Origin of the sequence: Gordonia soli NBRC 108243 (assembly GCF_000334455.1) — a bacterium.
Lineage (GTDB): Bacteria > Actinomycetota > Actinomycetes > Mycobacteriales > Mycobacteriaceae > Gordonia > Gordonia soli.
In genome coordinates this window covers 131,471-151,029 of record NZ_BANX01000020.1, presented here as the reverse complement: position 1 = coordinate 151,029, position 19,559 = coordinate 131,471, and the positions used below count along the sequence as shown (strand labels likewise).

The window sequence follows — 19,559 nt, the reverse complement described above, 5'->3', positions numbered from 1 at the left end:
ACGCACACAGTTCGGTCGGATTCGGCGCATACGGTCGACGGCCCGTGGCCCGGGCCCGAGTGTCACACCGACCAGAGGTCGGCAAGGAATGCGACAGTGCCCCCGGCAGGACTCGAACCTGCGACCTAGGGATTAGAAGGCCCTTGCTCTATCCACCTGAGCTACGGAGGCGTGCCGACCGCATCGGGGCGGCAGCGGGAGCGAGTATATCCCGTCCTACAGTGGGTTCATGACCAGCGCGACGCCGACAGCCCCGGCCGATCCCGGCCGTGACTCGATGCGCGAACAGCCCGGTGTGGTCGCCGGTCTCGGGTGGGTGCTGACGTGGCTCGCGGCCATCGTCGCGGTCGGTGTGACCGTCCTCTCGGCGAGTACTGCGCTGGAGCTCGCCGGCGTCCCCGACCCGGGCGCCGCGACCACCTACGGGCTCCCGATCGTCACGGCCATCGGACAGGTGAGCATCTCGATCGCCGTCGGCGCGACGATCTTCGCCGCGTTCTTCGTCCCACCGCAGCAGGACGGGTTCCTGGACGTCGGCGGTTACCGCGCGATGCGCGTCGCATCCACCGCGGCGCTGGTGTGGGCGGCCTGCGCAGTGCTGCTCGTTCCGCTGTCGGTGTCCAACGTCAGCGGACAACCGCTGACGTCCGCGCTCTCGCCGTCCAACCTGATCACCTCGATCGGGCAGGTCGCCGATGCGCGATCGTGGCTGTGGACAGCGCTCTTCGCCGTGCTGGCCGCCGTGGCCACCCGGGTGTCCCTGCGCTGGGGGATGACCTTCGTCGGCATCTTCTTCGCGGTGCTCAGCCTCATGCCGATGGCCTTGGCCGGACACTCGTCGACCGGCGGCAACCATGATCTCGCCACCAACAGCCTGATCCTGCACATCGTCGGCGCGACCGTCTGGCTCGGCGGACTCGTGGCCGTCCTGACCTACGCGCTCGCGGGTGGACGGTGGCGGGCGCTGGCGGTGCGGCGGTTCTCCCGGGTCGCGTTCTGGTGCATCGTGGTGGTCGGGATCAGCGGTGTCATCAACTCGATGGTCCGCGTCCCGCTCGGTGACCTCTTCACCGACATCTACGGTCAACTCGTCCTCGCCAAACTCGCCGCGCTGATCGTGCTCGGCGCACTCGGTGCCTGGCATCGACGGTCGACCATCGCGTCGCTGGATGCCGATGTCGACTCCGTCGGACGCTCTGCCTTCGTCCGGTACGGCCTCATCGAGGCTCTGGTGTTCGCGGTCACCTTCGGCATCGCGGTCGGGCTGTCGCGTACTCCGCCGCCCGCCGGTGAGTCGGCCGACCTGACCGCGGTGGAGAGCCAGGTGGGATACCGCATCGACGCGCCGCCGACCTTCGGTCGCATCCTCGGCGACTGGCGATTCGACCTGCTCTTCGGGACCGCAGCCATCGTGCTCGCCGCGGTCTACCTGTGCGGGGTCCTGCGCCTGCGTAAGCGCGGCGACGAGTGGCCGATCGGTCGGACGGTGTCGTGGGTTCTCGGTTGCGCCGCACTGCTGTTCGCGACGTCGTCGGGGCTCGGCCGGTACTCGCCGGGCATGTTCAGCATCCACATGATCTCGCACATGATGATGTCGATGCTGGTACCGGTGCTGCTGGTGATGGGCGGACCGGTCACGTTGGCGCTCCGGGCGCTGTCGCCGGCCGGCCGCGGCAACCCGCCTGGTCCACGCGAATGGATCCAGTCGGCGATCCACAGCCCGGTGTCGCGCTTCCTCACCCACCCGGCGATCGCGGCCGTGTTGTTCGTCGGCAGCTTCTACGTCCTCTACCTGGGTGGACTGTTCGACAGCGTGATCCAGTACCACGCCGCGCACATCGTGATGAACCTGCACTTCCTGCTGAGCGGCTACCTCTTCTACTGGATCGTGATCGGCATCGATCCGGCACCGCGCCAGGTCAGTCCGGTCGCGAAGCTGGGGATCGTCTGGGGATCGTTGCCCTTCCACGCGTTCTTCGGCGTCGCACTGATGATGACCTCCGCGGTGATCGCGGAGACGTACTATCGCAACCTGCACCTGCCGTGGAACTACAGTCTCTTCGACGACCAACGTGTCGGAGGTGGAATCGCTTGGGCCGCAGGCGAGGTGCCGCTGGTGATAATCATGTTGGCGCTGCTCATCCAGTGGCGGAAGCAGGACATGAAGCAGGCGCGCAGGTTCGATCGCCGGGCCGATCGGGACCACGACGCCGACCTGGAGAACTACAACGAGATGCTGCGCTCTCTCAACAAGCGCGGCTGAGTTCTCGGATTCTGTCCACAGATCTCCTCGACGGACCGTCGACGGCCCTGTGCGTGATCGATGCTGTCAGCAGCCACGACAACCGTGGTCATCGAGAGCACACCGACCGCACAGGAGTCGATCCCATGTATGAGACCTTCACGACCGTCATCGGCACCGTGGTGACCGAGCCCCGCCGGCGCACGACCTCCACCGGTGAGGAGGTGATCTCCTTCCGCGTGGCCAGCACGAGCCGGCGCCTCGACCGAGAACGACAGCACTGGACGGACGGCCCGACGCTGTACCTCACCGTCAGTTGCTGGCGTCGGTTGCTCACCGGTGTCGGCGCGGCCATCGCGAAGGGGCGGCCGATCATCGCCCACGGCCAGATCAAGACCAACGAGTTCCAGGCCGCGGACGGCTCCCGACGCTCCGACCTGGAGATGACCGCCAACTCCATCGGTCTGGACCTGAGTCGGTGCGTGGTGGCCTATCGCGGGACGCCCGCGCAAGACAAGCCCGCCGATCAGGCCGAGAAGGCGGTGCCGGAGTCCGACTCCGCCGACACCGGGACGATCGTCGAGGAGCAGCGTCCGCCCGCGGCGGCGTGAGGTCGCACCGGTGGCGGGACGGAGGGGATCCCGCCACCGGTGAACCCGCGACCCACGGGGATGCCGAGGCCGGCCGAGCGGCCCGGCATGGTGACCTCGGGCGTCCAGGTGGTCGATGACTACACTGGACTCCTGTTGTGACATGGATGGACCCTCGTGGGCTCGCCCCGAGAACTCCGATCCCGGTCCCAGGTGGACTGCCGGGACGTCGTCACGGTCCACACACCCGCCGATGCAGCTAGAGAGGTCAGAGCGTGGCTGAATTCATCTACACCATGAAGAAGGTGCGGAAGGCGCACGGTGACAAGGTCATCCTCGATGACGTCACCATGTCGTTCTACCCGGGCGCCAAGATCGGTGTGGTCGGGCCCAACGGCGCGGGTAAGTCGTCGATCCTGAAGATCATGGCCGGTCTCGACCAGCCGTCCAACGGTGAGGCCTTCCTCGACCCCGACGCCACCGTCGGCATCCTCCTGCAGGAGCCGCCCCTCAACGAGGAGAAGACGGTCAAGGAGAACGTCGAGGAGGGGATGGGCGAGATTAAGGTCAAGCTCGACCGTTTCAACGAGATCGCCGAGCAACTCGCCACCGACTACTCCGACGAGTTGATGGAGGAGATGGGCAAGCTCCAGGAAGACCTGGACAACAACGACGCCTGGGATCTCGACTCCCAGCTCGAGCAGGCCATGGACGCGCTGCGCTGCCCGCCCGGTGACTCGCCGGTCACCCACCTCTCCGGTGGTGAGCGTCGCCGCGTCGCGCTGTGCAAGTTGCTGCTGCAGAAGCCCGACCTGCTGCTCCTCGACGAGCCGACCAACCACCTCGACGCCGAGAGCGTGCTCTGGCTCGAGCAGTTCCTCGCGAGCTACCCGGGTGCGGTCCTGGCCGTGACCCACGACCGCTACTTCCTCGACCACGTCGCAGGCTGGATCTGTGAGGTCGACCGAGGCAAGCTGCACCCGTACGAGGGCAATTACTCGACCTACCTGGAGAAGAAGGCCGAGCGACTCGAGGTCCAGGGCAAGAAGGACCAGAAGCTGCAGCGTCGCCTGAAGGAGGAGCTGGCCTGGGTCCGCTCCGGATCCAAGGCGCGCCAGACGAAGAACAAGGCACGTCTGTCCCGCTACGAGGAGATGGCTGCCGAGGCCGAGAAGACGAGGAAGCTCGACTTCGAGGAGATCCAGATCCCGACCCCACCGCGTCTGGGCGACGTGGTGGTCGAGGTGAAGAACCTCGACAAGGGGTTCGATGGACGCGTCCTCATCAAGGACCTCTCGTTCTCGTTGCCGCGCAACGGCATCGTCGGCGTCATCGGCCCCAATGGCGTCGGTAAGACCACGCTGTTCAAGACCATCGTCGGTCTCGAGGAGCCCGACTCCGGCAACGTCAAGGTCGGCGAGACGGTCAAGCTGAGTTACGTCGACCAGAACCGCGCCAACATCGATCCCAAGAAGAACGTCTGGGAGGTTGTGTCCGACGGTCTCGACTTCATCGAGGTCGGCCAGAACGAGATGCCGTCCCGTGCCTACGTCAGCGCCTTCGGCTTCAAGGGGCCCGATCAGCAGAAGCGGGCCGAGGTCCTCTCCGGTGGTGAGCGCAACCGATTGAACCTCGCGCTGACGCTGAAGGAGGGCGGCAACCTGATCCTGCTCGACGAGCCGACCAACGACCTCGACGTCGAGACCCTGGGTTCGCTCGAGAACGCGCTGGAGACGTTCCCCGGTTGCGCCGTGGTCATCTCGCACGATCGCTGGTTCCTCGACCGGACCTGTACCCACATCCTGGCGTGGGAGGGCAACGTGAACGAGGGACAGTGGTTCTGGTTCGAGGGCAACTTCGAGGCGTACGAGGCCAACAAGGTCGAACGTCTTGGCGCCGACGCGGCACGTCCGCATCGGGTGACCCACCGCAAGCTCACCCGTGACTGAGAACCCGCTCAAGGGCTGACCGGAGGGTCTGCGATCACTACCATCGCTGGAGAGGGAAAGAACCCGGATCTTCCGGGCCTCGGACCCCCTCCAGCGATAGGGTGAGCACCGTTGACCGACGTGACATCGCTTCTTCCGCAAGCGATTCCGTATTACTTCAGTGGACAGCCGAACCGAACGCCTGCTCCTGCGGGCAGCGTCGGGGTAGACGACCTCGACACCGAGGACCTCGACCGCATCACCCGGCACCTCGAGGTGGCGGCCACCCGCACCTCCGGCGAGGCTGCGCTCGATGTCATCACCACCGGCTCCGGCGGAGTCGAGGTCGTCGTTGTCAACGACGACATGCCGCTGCTCGTGGAGGCCGTCCTGGCCACCGTCGAGTCCTACGAACTGTCGGTCTCACGCATCGATCACCCGATCCTGTCCGTCGTCCGGGGCGCCGACGGCGAGTTGTCACGCGTGGGGACGCTCACCGCGGTCGACGCCCAGGCGTCGGTCGGGGGGTGGGCACCTCCCGGCGACCGCGAGATCGCCGATCCGCTGGGATCCGAGGTGCACACCGACGAATCCTGGATCTACGTGGTATGCCTCTCCCGCCAGCCCGACACCGACACCGCCGCGCTACGGCTCGAGCTCGATGACGTGATTAGGCGGGTGGCCGACGTCGCTCGCGATGGTGACGCCATGCGCGATCAGATGGCGACGCTCGCCGACGAGTGCGCGGACCCGGTACGCGGGGCGGCCGCCGGCGTCGGGGCCACCGATCGCTATGAGTACTCGCGACTGCTGCACTGGTTTGCCGGCAACCACTTCCTCCCGCTCGGCTACACCCGCGTGGCGACCGACGACTCCGGGGCGTCCGCACAGTCGGTGGGGCAGGCCCATGCGGCGACCAACGGCGCCGCCGGTTACGCCGACGTGCGACTGGGTGTCTGGCGCACCGACGACGTCCGCGCCGAGTTCCCCCAGCAGTCGGAGACAGTCCTGCTGCCGACGGTCTCCCGGGTCCACCTCGTCACCGGCATCCAGCGCTCCGAGTACCCGACGCTGATCCGGATCCCTGCCTTCGACGCCGACGGCTCGCGCATCGGGGAACACCGGTTCGTCGGCACCTTCACCTCGTCCGGTCTGCACCAGACCGTCCTCGACGTGCCGGTCCTGCGCAGCAAGGTCGCCGATGTCCTGCACCGTTCGGGCGCCGAGGAGAAGTCGTACGTCGGGCAGTCGATGATCGAACTGCTGCAGAACTATCCGATCGTGGAGATGTTCGCGAACTCCGAAGCAGAGTTGTCGCGCCGCATCGACGAGATGCTGGATGCGGTGGCGACGCGCTCGTTGCGGGTGTTCCTGCGCGTCGACGCCGACGGTGAGACCGCCTCCGCACTGGTCTACCTGCCGCGTGACCGCTACACGACCCGATCGCGGCTCACCCTGCAGGACGAGTTGGCGCGCTATGTCGGTGGCGGGGGCGTCGAGTACACCGCCCGGGTCAGCGAGATGCCGCTCGCGCTGTTACAGGTCTTGATCCACGTCGAGCCTGCGGCGGCGCGGTCGCTGGGCTCGGTGGCCACCGGCGGCGAACACCAGGACGAGTTGCAGCGAATCCTGGCCGAGACGATCCGCAGCTGGGACGAGCGCGTCCGCGAACTAGCCAGGGCCGGGGGCGAGTCCGGTACCGGACTGCCCGAGAACGGACTCGACGGCATCCTCCGGCTGTTGCCCGGGCTCTCCGACGAATACAAGGAACTCCGCACGCCCGATGCGGCGCTCGCCGACCTCGTCCACATCGCCCCGCTGGGGCCGGGGGACGTGACCGTGCGCTTCCGGGCCGCCGACGGCGGCTATCGCGCACACATCGTCGACCACACCGGAGTCGACGTCCCGAGCCGGGCGCAATGGATCTTCACGCTGTACCTGTGCGGCGAGTCGGCGACGCTGACCGATGTGCTCCCGGTGCTGCACAGCCTGGGTCTCGACGTGCTCGAAGAGCACCCGTACCAGCTGACGAGGGCTGACGGAGATCCCTGCTGGGCATACGATTTCGGCGTCACCCTGGCCGACGGGATGTCGGTCGACGAGTCGGCTCTCGACGATCTCGAGACGCGGTTCACCGAGGCTTTCAGTCGGATCTGGGGCGGTGAGGCCGAGGTCGACGCGTTCAACGAGCTCGTCATCCGATGCGGCCTGGACTGGCGTTCGGCCGCGATGTTGCGCGCGTACAGCAGATACCTGCGTCAGTGCGGCTTCTCCTACAGCACCGGACACGTCGCGAGCGTGCTCGGTACGCACGGATCGGTCACCCGCGGTCTCGTCGAACTGTTCCGCGCGTCGTTCGACCCCGAAGTCGCCGACGAGGCACGACGCGATGCAGTACTGGATAGCGTCCGAGAGGAGATCGGCGCGATCATCAGCCTGGATGCCGACCGCGTGGTCTCCGCCTTCGCATCCGTCATCGCCGCGACATCGCGGGTCAACTACTTCGTCGACGGCACCGAGGGATCCGGGAACCGACCGGTCATGTCCTTCAAGCTGCGACCGCGCGAGATCCCGCTCACCCCGCAGCCCCGCCCGCTGCACGAGATCTTCGTCTACTCACCGCGCATCGAAGGTGTTCATCTACGGTTCGGGCAGGTCGCGCGCGGTGGACTCCGCTGGTCGGATCGTCGAGAGGACTTCCGCACCGAGATCCTGGGCCTCGTGAAGGCGCAGGCGGTGAAGAACGCGGTCATCGTGCCGCTCGGGGCCAAAGGCGGATTCGTCGTCAAGCGGCCGCCCACGCCGACCGGGGACGTCGCCGCCGACCGCGATGCGCACCGTGCCGAGGGGATCGCGTGTTACCGACAGTTCATTGCGGGACTCCTCGACGTCACCGACAACATCGACCGGGAGACGGGCGCGGTGATCCCGGCGCGCTCGGTCGTGCGTCGCGACGCCGACGACACCTATCTGGTGGTCGCCGCCGACAAGGGCACCGCATCGTTCTCCGACATCGCCAACGCGGTGTCGGTCGACTACGGCTTCTGGCTCGGTGACGCCTTCGCCTCGGGAGGCTCCGCCGGCTACGACCACAAGGCCATGGGGATCACCGCCCGTGGCGCCTGGGAGTCGGTGAAGCGGCACTTCCGGGAGATCGGTGTCGACACCCAGTCGGAGGACTTCACCGTCGTCGGCGTCGGCGACATGAGTGGTGACGTGTTCGGCAACGGGATGTTGCTGTCCGAGCACATCCGGTTGGTGGCGGCCTTCGACCACCGGCACGTGTTCATCGACCCCGACCCCGACGCCGCACGGTCGATCACCGAGCGACGGCGACTGTTCGAGCTCCCGCGATCGTCGTGGGCCGACTACGACACCGAACTGATCAGCTCTGGTGGCGGCGTCTGGCCGCGTGACCAGAAGTCGATCCCGATCAGCGCCGAGATCCGGGCCGCGCTCGGACTCCAACCCGAAGTCACCGAACTCGCCCCGCCGGAACTGATCCGGTCGATCCTCCTGGCCCCCGTCGACCTGCTGTGGAACGGCGGCATCGGCACTTACGTGAAGGCATCCGACGAATCGGATGCCGACGTCGGGGACAAGGCGAACGACGCCATCCGGGTCAACGGGAAGTCGCTGCGGGTCAAGGTGATCGGCGAGGGCGGAAACCTCGGTGTCACCGAACGCGGTCGGGTCGAGTTCGACCTCGCGGGCGGTCGGGTCAACACCGACGCCCTGGACAACTCGGCGGGTGTCGACTGCTCCGACCACGAGGTGAACATCAAGATCCTGCTCGACTCGGCTGTCTCCGCGAGTGAGCTGGCCGAGACGGAGCGCACCCCGCTGTTGGAGTCGATGACCGATGAGGTCGCCGATCTCGTTCTGGCCGACAACATCTCGCAGAACTCCGAACTCGGCTTCTCGCGAACCTTCGCCCTCGAACGTGTCGAGGTGCACGCGCGACTCCTGCGAGAACTCGAGCGCTCCGGCGTCGATCTCGAACTCGAGGCTCTGCCCGCGCCGAACGAACTCCGCAAGCGCGTCGACGGTGACATGCACCGAGGGCTCACCTCACCGGAGTTGGCGACCCTGATGGCGCACGTGAAACTCGCGGCGAAGTCGGAGTTGCTCGCCAGCGATCTCCCGGACAACGACGTGTTCGATCGCCGACTGGCGGACTATTTCCCGGTCCCGGTGCGTGATCGCTTCGCGGGCGGGATCGCGACGCATCGACTGCGTCGGCAGATCGTGGCGACCACACTGGTCAACGACGTCGTCGATCGGGCGGGCACCACCCATCTGTTCCGCCTGCAGGAGGGGAGTGGCGCCACCACTGAGGAAGGGGTGCGCGCATTCGTGGTCGCGGGCCAGGTCTTCGGCCTACCGGACCTGTTCGATCGGATCACCCATGCGCCGGCGACGGTGCGCGGTGTCGACGAGATGATGCTCTACGCACGGAGACTCATGTTCCGGGCCTCGCGGTGGCTGCTGGGCTTCCGTCCCCAACCCCTTGCGATGGCCGCGGAGATCACCCGCTACACCCAGCGGGTGACGACACTGTCGACGAGGATCGACGACTGGTTGGGCGAGGCCTCGACGCGGGACGTGGCCGACCGCCGCGCACGGTACGAGGCGCACGGTGCACCGACGGAACTGGCGCACGAGGTGGCGGTCAGCCTGCACCGCTTCTGCCTCTTCGACATCATCGACGCCGCCGAGATCGCGGACCGCGACGCCGCTGAGGTCGGCGAACTCTACTTCGCGGTGATGGAGCGCTTCGGCCTTGAGCCGTTGCTGACCGCGGTGTCCGATCTCGACTACGGCGACCGCTGGCATGCGTTGGCCCGGCTGGCGCTACGGGACGACATGCACGGTGCGCTGCGTGCACTCACCCTGAAGATCCTCGAGGACGGCGAGCCGGAGGAATCGGCGACAGAGAAGATCGCCGAGTGGGAGAGCTCGCACTCGTCTCGCCTGGCCCGGGTGCGCGGGACGCTCGACGAGATCCACGAGTCGGGCACGCTCGACCTCGCCACACTGTCGGTCGCCGCGAGACAGTTGCGTAGTGTCATCCGGTGACCTGTCGGGGGGACACCCGGCGATGCGCCCGCAACGGTGAGGGGAACGAATGCTGAACGAGGACGAGGGCGTCCGGACCGAACGTGGCTACCTGGTGAAGGTGCCCGTGCGGTGGTCGGACATGGATGTGTTCGCCCACATCAACCATGCGCGGATGGTGACCCTCCTCGAGGAGGCCCGGATTCCCTGGCTGTTCTACGACGGCCGTCCGACGGCGTCGTTGCGTGAAGGATGCGTGGTCGCCGATCTCCACGTGAAGTACCAGGAACAGGTGCGTCACGACGAGGGCCCCATCGAGGTCACCATGCGGGTGGAGCGACTCCGTGCGGTCGACTTCGTCGTCGCATACGAGGTCCGGCCGGCGGGCGCCGACCCGACCTCGCGACCGTCGGTGGTGGCGACGACCCAACTCGTGGCCTTCGACATCGACAACCAGCGGCTTCGTCGGCTCTCCCCGGAAGAGAAGGGGTACCTGGAGGAGTTCCGACTCCCGGAGTCGGGTACCGGGCGGTGAGATGACTTCTCCCGACCGACATCTGGTGGTCACCGGCCCCGGTGACCGCGCCGATGTGCTCGCTTTTCTCGCTCGGGCCCTCCGACTGGACGACACAGCCGTGGTCCGACTCGCCCGACGGCCCGACGGTCTGATCGGTGTGTGGTCGCACACCGGGTTCGAGGTGCTCGCGACACGTTCGGTCTTCGGCGAACTCGCGCCGACCGACATCGTCTGCGACGCCGCGACGCTGCGGAGCGGACTGTCGGCCGCCGAACCGGGTTCCATCGTGGATCCCGGATTCTCCCTGGACAGCGCGTGGCGAGGCGCGCTGCCCCCGTCGACCGGCTTCACCCACCTCGATGACGTCCCTGCCCGCACGGTCGTCGAGTTGTCGCGTGGGGGAGCGCATCTCGCCCGCACCGAGGGCAGTGGACACGGTCCGGCGACCGGTCTGCTCGATCAGAGCGTCCTGGACGTCGCGGCGCCGGATGCCGACGAGACCGGCGCCGACGACCATGCGAAGGTCTCGTTGCGCTCATTGTTCGCGCTGACGGCGATGGGGTTCGTCCGCGACACCGACGGTCACGAGATCACCGAGACGTCCGCACTGGACCGCATCGACGAACATGAACCGGTCCGGATCCGGATGTCTGCCACCTGGATTCGCGTGGACGCGCGGTACGGATCGGTGTACCAGCGGCGGCACCGGTCGCTCGACGTGACCGCGCTCTGACGACCTCGCCTCTCTGCGGGCCTGATCAGACCAACCAGGCAGCCGAATTCGGCGCGAGCTGTCCGTCGATCAGCGGGTAGCTGGTCAGCAGGACCTCGCCCGGCGGCAGCGCGACCGATACGTCCGAGGTGTTGAGGGCGCAGATCAGGTGCCCTTCCGAACGTCGGAACGCCAGGCAACCGTCGGGGGCGCCGTACCACTCGACCGTGTCGCCCGCGAACTCGTCGCGCTCGTACCGGAATTCGATCGCCTGACGGTAGAGCGACAGAGTCGAGTCGATGTCCTCCAACTGTGCCTCGACCGTGAACCTGGTCCACGACGGCGGGATCGGCAGCCAGGTGTCGGGGTTGGTGCTGAAACCGAACGGCGGCTCGAAGCCCTCCCACGGGATCGGGACACGGCAACCGTCGCGTCCGCGTTCGGTGTGCCCCGAGCGTTCCCAGACCGGGTCCTGCAGCGCCTCGTCCGGCAGATCGACGTTGGGGAGACCGAGTTCGGCTCCGTTGTAGAGGAATACCGCGCCGGGCAGCGCCAACTCGACGAGCAGCATCGCCCGTGCCCGCAGGATGCCGATCTCGAGGGAGTCGTCGTCGGCGATGCCAGAGAAGGTCGGTTCGACCGAGCTGACCGCGCCCGAATAGCGGGTGACCTCACGCTCGACGTCGTGGTTGGACAGAGTCCACGTCGGTGTTCCGTGCACCGAGATCACCGCGTCCAGTGAGTTCTCGATGGCGGCGCGGATCGCCTCGGGCTCGAATGCGGCCTTGGCGAGCCGGAAGTTGAATCCCAGGTGCAACTCGTCCGCACGCACATATTCGGCGAACCTGGTGTTGTCCTCGACCCAGATCTCGCCGACGTTCGCAGCTCCCGGGTACTCGTCGAGCACCTTGCGGATGCGACGGTGGATCTCGTGCACAGCCGGATTGTTGAAACGGGGATCGTCGTCCCGGTTGACCAGCAGTCCGACGCCTTCGAGGTTCATGTCCGGCAGGCCCTCGGGCTTGGCCATCCCGTGGGCGACGTCGATGCGGAAGCCGTCGACGCCACGGTCCAACCAGAACCGCAGCGTGCGCGCGAGGTCGTCGAAGACCTCGGGGTTCTCCCAGTCGAGATCGGGCTGCTCGGCGGCGAAGATGTGCAGGTACCACTGGCCGGGCTGACCATCGGCCTCGGTGACGCGAGTCCACGCGGGACCGCCGAAGATGCTGGTCCAGTTGTTGGGTGGCTCGGCGCCGTCGGCTCCCCGACCATCGCGGAAGATGTAGCGCGCCCGCTCACGACTACCCGGCTCCGCGGCCAGAGCCGCCTGGAACCAGGCGTGCTGGTCCGAGGTGTGGTTCGGGACCAGGTCCATCGTCACGCGGATCTCGCGCTCGTGGGCCTCGGCGATCAATGTGTCGAAGGTCGCCAGGTCGCCGAACAGCGGATCGATGTCACGCGGATCGGAGACGTCATACCCGTGATCGGCCATCGGCGAGCGCATGATCGGGCTCAGCCAGAGGGCGTCCACGCCGAGCAGTTCCAGGTACCCGAGTTTGTCGATGACGCCGGCGAGTTCGCCGACTCCGTCGCCGTCGAGGTCGGAGAACGACCGCGGGTAGATCTGGTAGAAGATCGCCGACCGCCACCACTCGTCGTCGTCGGGGTCGAGTTGACCTGCATCGGCCGGTGCCGGGATGTCCGCAGACACCGATGCGGCCTCGACCTCCGCACCGGTGTCCGCTTCGTCCGCGGACACAGCGGCCGCGGTCGGGTCGGCTGCTGCAGGCTCGACCGGCTCGGTCGCGCCGGGCTCGCCGCCCGAGGCCTCTGTCGCCACCGCAGCAGCCACGTTCTCGTCGGGGTCCGTGACGGCCAGGTCAGCGTCGGCGGGATGGAGCGTGCTCTCGACGCGGGAGCCGACGGCCAGCGGTACGTCGACCTCCTCGTCGGAGACGGTCACCTCGTCCGCTGCGCCCTGGGCGTCGCTGTCGTCGGAGTCGCTGTGGTCGCCGGCCTCGTCGACCGCTGCCGCGGCGACCACCGGTCCATTCGGCGCGTCGTCGGCGGATGCGGTGTGGTGTGCATCGTCGGCAGCGGTGACCTCTGGCGTCTTGCCCCCGGCCGTCGCGGTGTCCGATGCGTCGTCGGTACCGCCGGCGGGTGTGAGAACTGCCTGGTCATCGCCGTCGGGGTCCGGCTCGGCGTTGACAACATCTGATGTCTCGTCGCTCACCGTGGTCATTGTGCCCTACCTGTGTTTTCGGCGAGAAATCCAGGTCACATCGGCGCGTCGGATACCGACACGCCGTTCGCGGGACACTTGTGACACAGGTGTTGTGGAGGCGGGCCGAGCGTCGGCGAACGGTCGTTCAGACCGGTGAGTTGACCATCGACTGGGCCGCCATCTCCATGTAGTCCACGAGTGCACGGCGGTGCGGTGCGTCGAGCGTCTGCTCATCGATGGATGCGATCGCCGTGTGCATGCACCGCAACCAGGCGTCCCGCTCGAGTGGGCCGATGCGGAACGGGTTGTGTCTCATCCGCAGGCGTGGGTGACCGCGTTCGTCGGAGTACGTGCGCGGACCGCCCCAGTACTGCTCCAGGAACATCCGCATCCGACGTTCCGCCGGGCCGAGATCCTCCTCGGGATACAGCGGGCGGACCACCTCGTCGTGGGCGACCTCCTCGTAGAACCGAGCGGTGAGTCGACGGAAGGTCTCCGCACCGCCGACCTCGTCGTAGAAGGTCGACGGCGTCGTCGGGTCGTTGGGCTGCGGACCGGCGGGCACACTCACGACCTCCATTGTCCTGACATCCCCGGTCGGTCTCAACCGAGGGCAGTCGACGTCGGGCGGTGGTGGACTGCCACCGGCTGTTCACACAAATGACCTGCGGCGACACTGAGAATTGTCGTGCAATCGGTGGCATTCCGTGATCCACTTGACCTCGTCCGGCCGCGAGCGGGAGGCAGTATGACGCGTAGTGCACAGCAGAACTCACCGGTGACCTCGTTGCCCTGTGTCCGCCGCGACCACGCCGACGCCGCGGGTGGAGGGCGCACCCCGGTCCTGTGGGGACGCCGCCGTGTTCTGCTTCTCAACGCCACTTACGAGCCGTTGACCGCCATCTCCATCCGTCGGGCGATAGTGCTGATCCTCCGCGAACGGGCCGACGTGGTGCACGCGGACGCGGCCGTCCCGGTGGTCCACTCGGCCACGACGACCCTTCCGGTGCCGTCCGTCATCCGTCTGCGGACCTTCGTGAAGGTGCCGTACCGGGCCGTCGTGCCGATGACGAGGGCTGCGCTGATGCACCGCGACCGGTTCCGCTGCGGTTATTGCAGCAGCAAGGCGACGACCATCGACCACGTCATCCCGCGGAGTCGCGGTGGCGGTCACAGCTGGGAGAACTGCGTCGCATGCTGCGCCAGTTGCAACCATCGCAAGGCCGACCATCTGTTGAGCGAGCTCGGCTGGACTCTCCGTACTCAACTGAGTCCTCCCAAGGGGCGGCATTGGCGGTTGCTGGCGACGGTCAAGGAGATCGACCCGTCGTGGGCCCAGTACATCGACGCCGCCTGAGCACGACCGCTCGCGCGACCCGCAGTGAGCCGGGGTCGGGCATGTCCCGACGTCTCCTACGCGTCTACGACGCGCTGTAGGTCCCGGCTACTCCGGGGGCGTGTCGGTGGGCTAGATTGTTCTCACGACCAGCGTCGCCGAGTGCGTCTGCGGCCGGTCGCGCAGCCTGAGTAGCAGTCCGATCGAAAGGGTGACATGGACAGCCTGATCGTCGCCATCGGCGTGCCGGTCACGATCCTCACGGTGATCTCCGTGGTGGCCTGTGTCGTCGCGATGGCCTTCGCCTGGGGCGTGAAGTACCCGAAGCCGGGTCGCTACACCCTCGATCAGCAGTGGGACTCGGGTCCGCTGCTGTTCAGCGCCACCGAGATCGTGCCGATGACAGTCGGGCATCATTTCGCCCCGACCGATGTCGAAGGAGGCTCCGCCAGTGGCAAGTGGTGAGGTGACCCAGTCCGACGCCGCCGCGGAGGCCCACGGTCACAACGTGACCCCCAGCCGCGCGAGCGCGCCCGCCGATCTCCCGGTCGGCACCGTGATCACCAACAGTGGCCGTGTGTCGGCTGCACGGTATCCGGAGCAGGCCCCGTCGACGCCGCCGTTCACGCGCGAAGAGCTCATCGGGCTCGACGATGCGCTGAAGGAGGCCAGCGAGAAGGCGCTCGTCCGCTTCTCGGTCTACATCGGTGAGCTCGGCACCGACGCCGTCGCCGATGCCCGCGCGATCCTGGCCAAGGCTCCGGAGCCCGCGCACGCGGCTCTGATCGCGGTGTCGCCCAACACCCGCGACATCGTGGTCGTCTCGGGGTCGGCGGTGGCCGACCGCGTCAACGACCGCGTGGCCCAACTCGGCGTGACCGCCGCGGTGACCAGCTTCCGCCAGGACGACCTCATCGACGGCCTCATCGCCGCGCTGCGGGTGGTCTCCACCGCGGCCGCTCGGACGTAGGCCCGCTGCTCATCCGAGCGATCCGCGGCCCTCGAGCGACCGCTCCCTGCTCGACGACACGACGCCCGCACACCCTTTCGGTGTGCGGGCGTCGTGCTGTGGGTCGATCAGTGCGACGCGAGGCTGCGATCGCGGACGGTCGCCGGGTCGTCGACCGCCGAGTCGTCGACCATGTCCTGTTCGTTGAACGGCTCGTCACCCGAGAGGACCTTCTCGACACGACCGTTGTCGACGGTGTGCGTCCAGGAGCCGACCAGCAGCGTGGCCACGGCGTTGCCCGAGAAGTTGGTCACCGCACGGGCTTCCGACATGAATCGGTCGATGCCCACGATCAACCCGACGCCGTCGAGCATCTCCGGACGGTGTGCCTGGAGACCGCCGGCCAGAGTCGCCAGACCGGCACCACTCACACCTGCCGCGCCCTTGGACGCGATGATCATGAACGCGAGGAGACCGATCTGCTCGGGGATCGACAACGGGTCGCCCATGGCGTCGGCGATGAAGATGGACGCCATCGTCAGGTAGATGGCGGTGCCGTCGAGGTTGAACGAGTAGCCCGTCGGCACGACGACGCCGACCGTCGTCTTCTCCACGCCCAGGTGCTCCATCTTCGCGATGAGGCGGGGCAGCGCGGACTCCGACGACGACGTCGCGAAGATCAGCAGGTACTCCCGAGCGAGGTAGCGGACCAGGCGGAAGATCGAGACGCCGGCGATGGTCCGCAGCAGCACCCCGAGGACGCCGAAGACGAACACCAGGCAGGTGAGGTAGAAGGCCAGCATCAACGTCAGCAACTGTTGGACCGCAGCCCATCCCGTCTGACCGACGACGTTCGCGATCGCGCCGAAGGCACCGATCGGCGCAACCCAGAGCACCATCGCGAGGATCTTGAAGACCAGCTTCTGAAAGTACGAGACCGCGGTCAGGATCGGCTCTCCCGTGCGTCCCATCGCCTGGATCGCGAAGCCGACCAGCAGCGCGACGAAGAGAGCCTGCAGAACACTGCCCTCGGTCAGCGCTGACACCAGCGATGTCGGGATGATGCCCTGGATGAAGTCGAGTGTGCCGCCGGCCTCGTGGGCCTCGTCGGCGAGCGCGGCGCCCTTACCGGCAGTCGACGTGATGTTCAGTCCGTCACCGGGTTTGATCACGTTGCCGACGACCAGACCGATCGCGAGGGCGACCGTCGACATCACCAAGAAGTAGACGAAGGCGAGGCCACCCACCTTGCCGACGGTCGCGGCCTTGCGGACCGATCCGATGCCGAGCACGATCGTGCAGAAGATGACCGGGGCGATCATCATCTTGATCAGGCTGATGAACATGGTGCCGAGCACGGCGAGATCCTTGCCGACGCCGGGTGCGACGAGGCCGACGATCACGCCGGCGACGACGGCCACGATGACCGCGATGTAGAGCCAGTGCGTGCGGTCCCGACGCCTCCGAGTGTCGTCGGTCGACGAGCCGTCGGGCGTCGGGCGATCAGGGGTCGCGGCGGTCGATCCGTCCGTCGACGACGCGTCTGCAGACGTTTCGTCGCCGGACCGATGTCGGAAGTTCATCGAGCATCCTCTCGTCGTGTGCCATGGAGGCGGTGATAGGGATTGTGGACGACACTAGTGACCTGGGTCACGGTTGAGTTCATTTCGTTCAGAGGCGTGGGAGAGGAGCACGGATGCGTCCGGTGCCGCGCACGCTGGCCGGCCAGGCGGTGGCTCTGGCGTTGACCGTGGTGGCCGCGATCGTGGTGGCGGGCAGCGTGCTCGCGGCCGTCGACGCGCGCGTCGACGGCGATCGTGCGGCCAGGAACGAGGTGACCGCGGTGGCGGTGAGCCTGGCCGACGCGCCTTCCACCATCGCCGCCGTGACGTCGCCCGATCCGGCGGCCGTGCTGCAGCCGGTGACCGAGCAGGTCCGGGCGACCACCGGCATCGCCTTCATCACGATCATGGCGCCGGACCGCACTCGCTTCACCCACACCGACCCGACTCTCATCGGCAAGCCCTACATCGGCAACGTCGACACCGCGTTGCGCGGCCAGGTGTTCACCGAGACCTACACCGGCACCCTGGGACCCTCGATCCGGACGGTGGCCCCGGTGCGGGCGGCCGACGGTCGCGTGGTCGGGTTGGTGGCCGCCGGGATCACACAGCGATCACTTTCCGATGGATGGTGGTCACAGCTGCCGCTCATCGCCGCGATCGCGGCGGCGGCGCTGGGCACGGCGTTGCTGGGTCTCTGGTTCCTCCGACGTCGTCTGATCCGCCAGACCGGTGGCTTGGCGCCGGACGAGTTACGGGTGATGTACGAACACCACGACGCCGTGCTGCATGCCGTCCGCGAGGGGCTCATCGTGACCGAGGCCGGTCGGGCGGTGATGATCAACGACGAAGCCCGTCGCCTGTTGGCCCTGGACGCATCCGACCGGTCGAGCGACGACGATCGGCGCACCGACCACGCCGCGCTTCCCGAGTTCGTGACCGACGGATCGGACACGATCGACGACACCCTGTACGCCGTGCACGGCCGCATCCTCGTGGTCAACCGATCACCGGTGCCGGACCGGCCGCGGTCGGCGGTGGTGACCATCCGCGACCGGACCGAACTCTCGGCAGCGATGGGCGAACTCGACTCCATGACGCGCTTCGCCGAGACCTTGCGCTCGCAGGCGCACGAGACCGCCAATCGCCTGCACACCATCGTCGGACTGGTGGAGATGGGCCGCGGCGACGACGCGGTCCGCCTCGCCACCACGGAACTCGAACTGTCGCAGCATCTGGTCGACCGGATGACGCAGGCGGTGTCGGAGCCAACGCTGGTGGCACTGCTGCTCGGCAAGACGGCGCAGGCGGTGGAACGGGGCGTCTCGCTGAGCCTCACCGAGGACTCGCAGATGAACGATGCCGCCACGCACGGGCTCACACCGGGGGAGGTGATCACGGTGGTGGGCAATCTGATCGACAACGCCATGGACGCATGCGATCCGACCGACCCCTGGGTCGAGGTGACCGTGGTCGGCCATCCTGGCGAGCTGCGGATCGTGGTGGCCGACAGTGGCCCAGGAATGGACCGCGAACTGTTCACCCGCGCCCTCGAGCGGGGGTGGTCGACGAAAGGAGGCGGCGACCGGTCGGGGCGAGGGCTGGGGCTCGCCCTGGTGGCGCAGGTGGTCGCACGCCACGGCGGTACCCTGACCGCCGAGAACAGCTACGGCTCGGTGATCACGGTGACCGTTCCGGCGCCGGACACCAGACAGGGGAGTCCACGGTGATCCGGGTACTGATCGTCGAGGACGAGCCGCTGATCGCCGAGGCCCACCGGGCCTATCTCGAGCGCGTCGGGGGATTCGAGGTCGTCGATGCCGTGGGTACCGCGCAGGAGGCCCTGCGCGTCGTCACGACCGCCGCTGCGGGCGACGATCCCGTCGATCTGGTCCTGCTCGACCTCGGACTGCCCGACGCCCGCGGTGTCGACCTCGCGTCGGCTCTCTCCGGGACACGACCCGACCCCGACATCATCGCGATCACCGCGCAACGGGATCTGGCGACCGTGCGCAGCGCGATGTCCCGCGGCGTCCTGCTCTACCTGATCAAACCGTTCACCTATGCGGCCTTCCGCGAGAAGATCGAGCAGTACCTGCGGTACCGGGACGCGTTACCGGCGGGCACCGACGCGGTCAGTCAACGTGACGTCGATCGTGCCCTGGCGGAACTCCGGACCGCCGACATCCGGCGATCGGCCAAGAAAGGGGCCGCACCCGAGACGGAGGACGCCGTCGCACGGGCGGTGCGGGACAGCGCAACCGGCCGTACCGCATCGGAGGTCGCGGTCGAGGTCGGCACCTCGCGTGTGACGGCCTGGCGATACCTGGAGCGGCTCGCCGACGACGGCACCCTCGACCGGACGACCGAATACGGTTCGGCCGGCCGGCCGCAGGTGCGTTACCGATGGCGGAGACGCTGAATCGTCCCCGCGCCTG

14 protein-coding genes and 1 tRNA gene are annotated in these 19,559 nt (G+C 67.5%); 11 read left to right on the top strand and 4 right to left on the bottom strand.

The genetic code is table 11. The features are described 5' to 3' along the window. Positions 1-97: 97 nt before the first annotated feature. Positions 98-171 (bottom strand) — tRNA-Arg (locus GS4_RS14485). A gap of 58 nt (positions 172-229) precedes the next feature. Between GS4_RS14485 and GS4_RS14480 the strand changes: the two genes are divergently transcribed. The 6 genes from GS4_RS14480 (at position 230) to GS4_RS14455 (ending at position 11,068) form a co-directional block, all read left to right on the top strand. Next, on the top strand, positions 230-2,263 hold the full coding sequence (locus GS4_RS14480; protein WP_007621794.1) for a bifunctional copper resistance protein CopD/cytochrome c oxidase assembly protein: 2,034 nt from the start codon (positions 230-232) through the stop codon (positions 2,261-2,263). A gap of 125 nt (positions 2,264-2,388) precedes the next feature. Beyond that, positions 2,389-2,853 carry a single-stranded DNA-binding protein gene (locus GS4_RS14475; protein WP_007621793.1) on the top strand — a complete coding sequence of 155 codons (465 nt, stop codon included), beginning with the start codon at positions 2,389-2,391 and terminating at the stop codon, positions 2,851-2,853. Between the two features lie 254 nt (positions 2,854-3,107). Next, positions 3,108-4,781, top strand: a complete 1,674-nt coding sequence (ettA, locus tag GS4_RS14470) for an energy-dependent translational throttle protein EttA (protein WP_007621791.1) — start codon at positions 3,108-3,110, stop codon at positions 4,779-4,781. Positions 4,782-4,892: 111 nt separating this feature from the next. Next, on the top strand, positions 4,893-9,839 hold the full coding sequence (locus tag GS4_RS14465) for an NAD-glutamate dehydrogenase (RefSeq protein WP_007621786.1): 4,947 nt from the start codon (positions 4,893-4,895) through the stop codon (positions 9,837-9,839). A 49-nt stretch (positions 9,840-9,888) separates the two neighbouring features. Continuing rightward, positions 9,889-10,353 carry an acyl-CoA thioesterase gene (locus GS4_RS14460; protein WP_007621780.1) on the top strand — a complete coding sequence of 155 codons (465 nt, stop codon included), beginning with the start codon at positions 9,889-9,891 and terminating at the stop codon, positions 10,351-10,353. Between the two features lies 1 nt (position 10,354). Then, the gene (locus GS4_RS14455) at positions 10,355-11,068 is read left to right on the top strand and encodes a DUF8010 domain-containing protein (RefSeq protein ID WP_007621779.1); all 714 of its coding nucleotides are present in this window, start codon (positions 10,355-10,357) and stop codon (positions 11,066-11,068) included. Positions 11,069-11,093: 25 nt separating this feature from the next. Here GS4_RS14455 and GS4_RS14450 read toward each other — a convergent pair whose 3' ends face one another. Both GS4_RS14450 and GS4_RS14445 read right to left on the bottom strand, forming a co-directional pair. Next, a complete protein-coding gene (locus GS4_RS14450; protein WP_007621778.1) occupies positions 11,094-12,887 on the bottom strand; it encodes a glycoside hydrolase family 13 protein in 1,794 nt (597 codons plus the stop codon). A 532-nt stretch (positions 12,888-13,419) separates the two neighbouring features. Further along, positions 13,420-13,854 carry a globin gene (locus tag GS4_RS14445; protein ID WP_007621777.1) on the bottom strand — a complete coding sequence of 145 codons (435 nt, stop codon included), beginning with the start codon at positions 13,852-13,854 and terminating at the stop codon, positions 13,420-13,422. Between the two features lie 168 nt (positions 13,855-14,022). Here GS4_RS14445 and GS4_RS14440 point away from each other — a divergent pair, with 168 nt between their 5' ends. The 3 genes from GS4_RS14440 to GS4_RS14430 all read left to right on the top strand — a co-directional run bounded on the left by GS4_RS14440 (position 14,023) and on the right by GS4_RS14430 (position 15,580). Continuing rightward, complete coding sequence (locus tag GS4_RS14440; protein ID WP_007621776.1) at positions 14,023-14,631, top strand: HNH endonuclease; 609 nt, start codon at positions 14,023-14,025, stop codon at positions 14,629-14,631. 195 nt (positions 14,632-14,826) lie between these two features. Then, the gene (gene ctaJ / locus GS4_RS14435; protein ID WP_007621775.1) at positions 14,827-15,075 is read left to right on the top strand and encodes an aa3-type cytochrome oxidase subunit CtaJ; all 249 of its coding nucleotides are present in this window, start codon (positions 14,827-14,829) and stop codon (positions 15,073-15,075) included. Continuing rightward, the gene (locus tag GS4_RS14430; RefSeq protein ID WP_007621774.1) at positions 15,062-15,580 is read left to right on the top strand and encodes a DUF5130 domain-containing protein; all 519 of its coding nucleotides are present in this window, start codon (positions 15,062-15,064) and stop codon (positions 15,578-15,580) included. Before ctaJ ends, GS4_RS14430 begins: the two co-directional genes overlap by 14 nt. A gap of 107 nt (positions 15,581-15,687) precedes the next feature. On the opposite strand, the gene GS4_RS14425 is transcribed toward GS4_RS14430, so the two are convergent. Beyond that, positions 15,688-17,142, bottom strand: a complete 1,455-nt coding sequence (locus GS4_RS14425) for a C4-dicarboxylate transporter DctA (protein ID WP_007621773.1) — start codon at positions 17,140-17,142, stop codon at positions 15,688-15,690. 113 nt (positions 17,143-17,255) lie between these two features. On the opposite strand from GS4_RS14425, the gene GS4_RS14420 reads away from it, so the two are divergent. Both GS4_RS14420 and GS4_RS14415 read left to right on the top strand, forming a co-directional pair. After that, positions 17,256-18,851: a sensor histidine kinase gene (locus GS4_RS14420; protein ID WP_007621772.1), complete on the top strand. Its 1,596-nt coding sequence runs from the start codon at positions 17,256-17,258 to the stop codon at positions 18,849-18,851. Beyond that, entirely contained in the window at positions 18,848-19,543 is a 696-nt protein-coding gene (locus GS4_RS14415) for a response regulator (RefSeq protein ID WP_007621771.1), read from the top strand. The genes GS4_RS14420 and GS4_RS14415 overlap by 4 nt, the downstream gene beginning before the upstream one ends. The last annotated feature ends 16 nt before the right edge of the window (positions 19,544-19,559 follow it).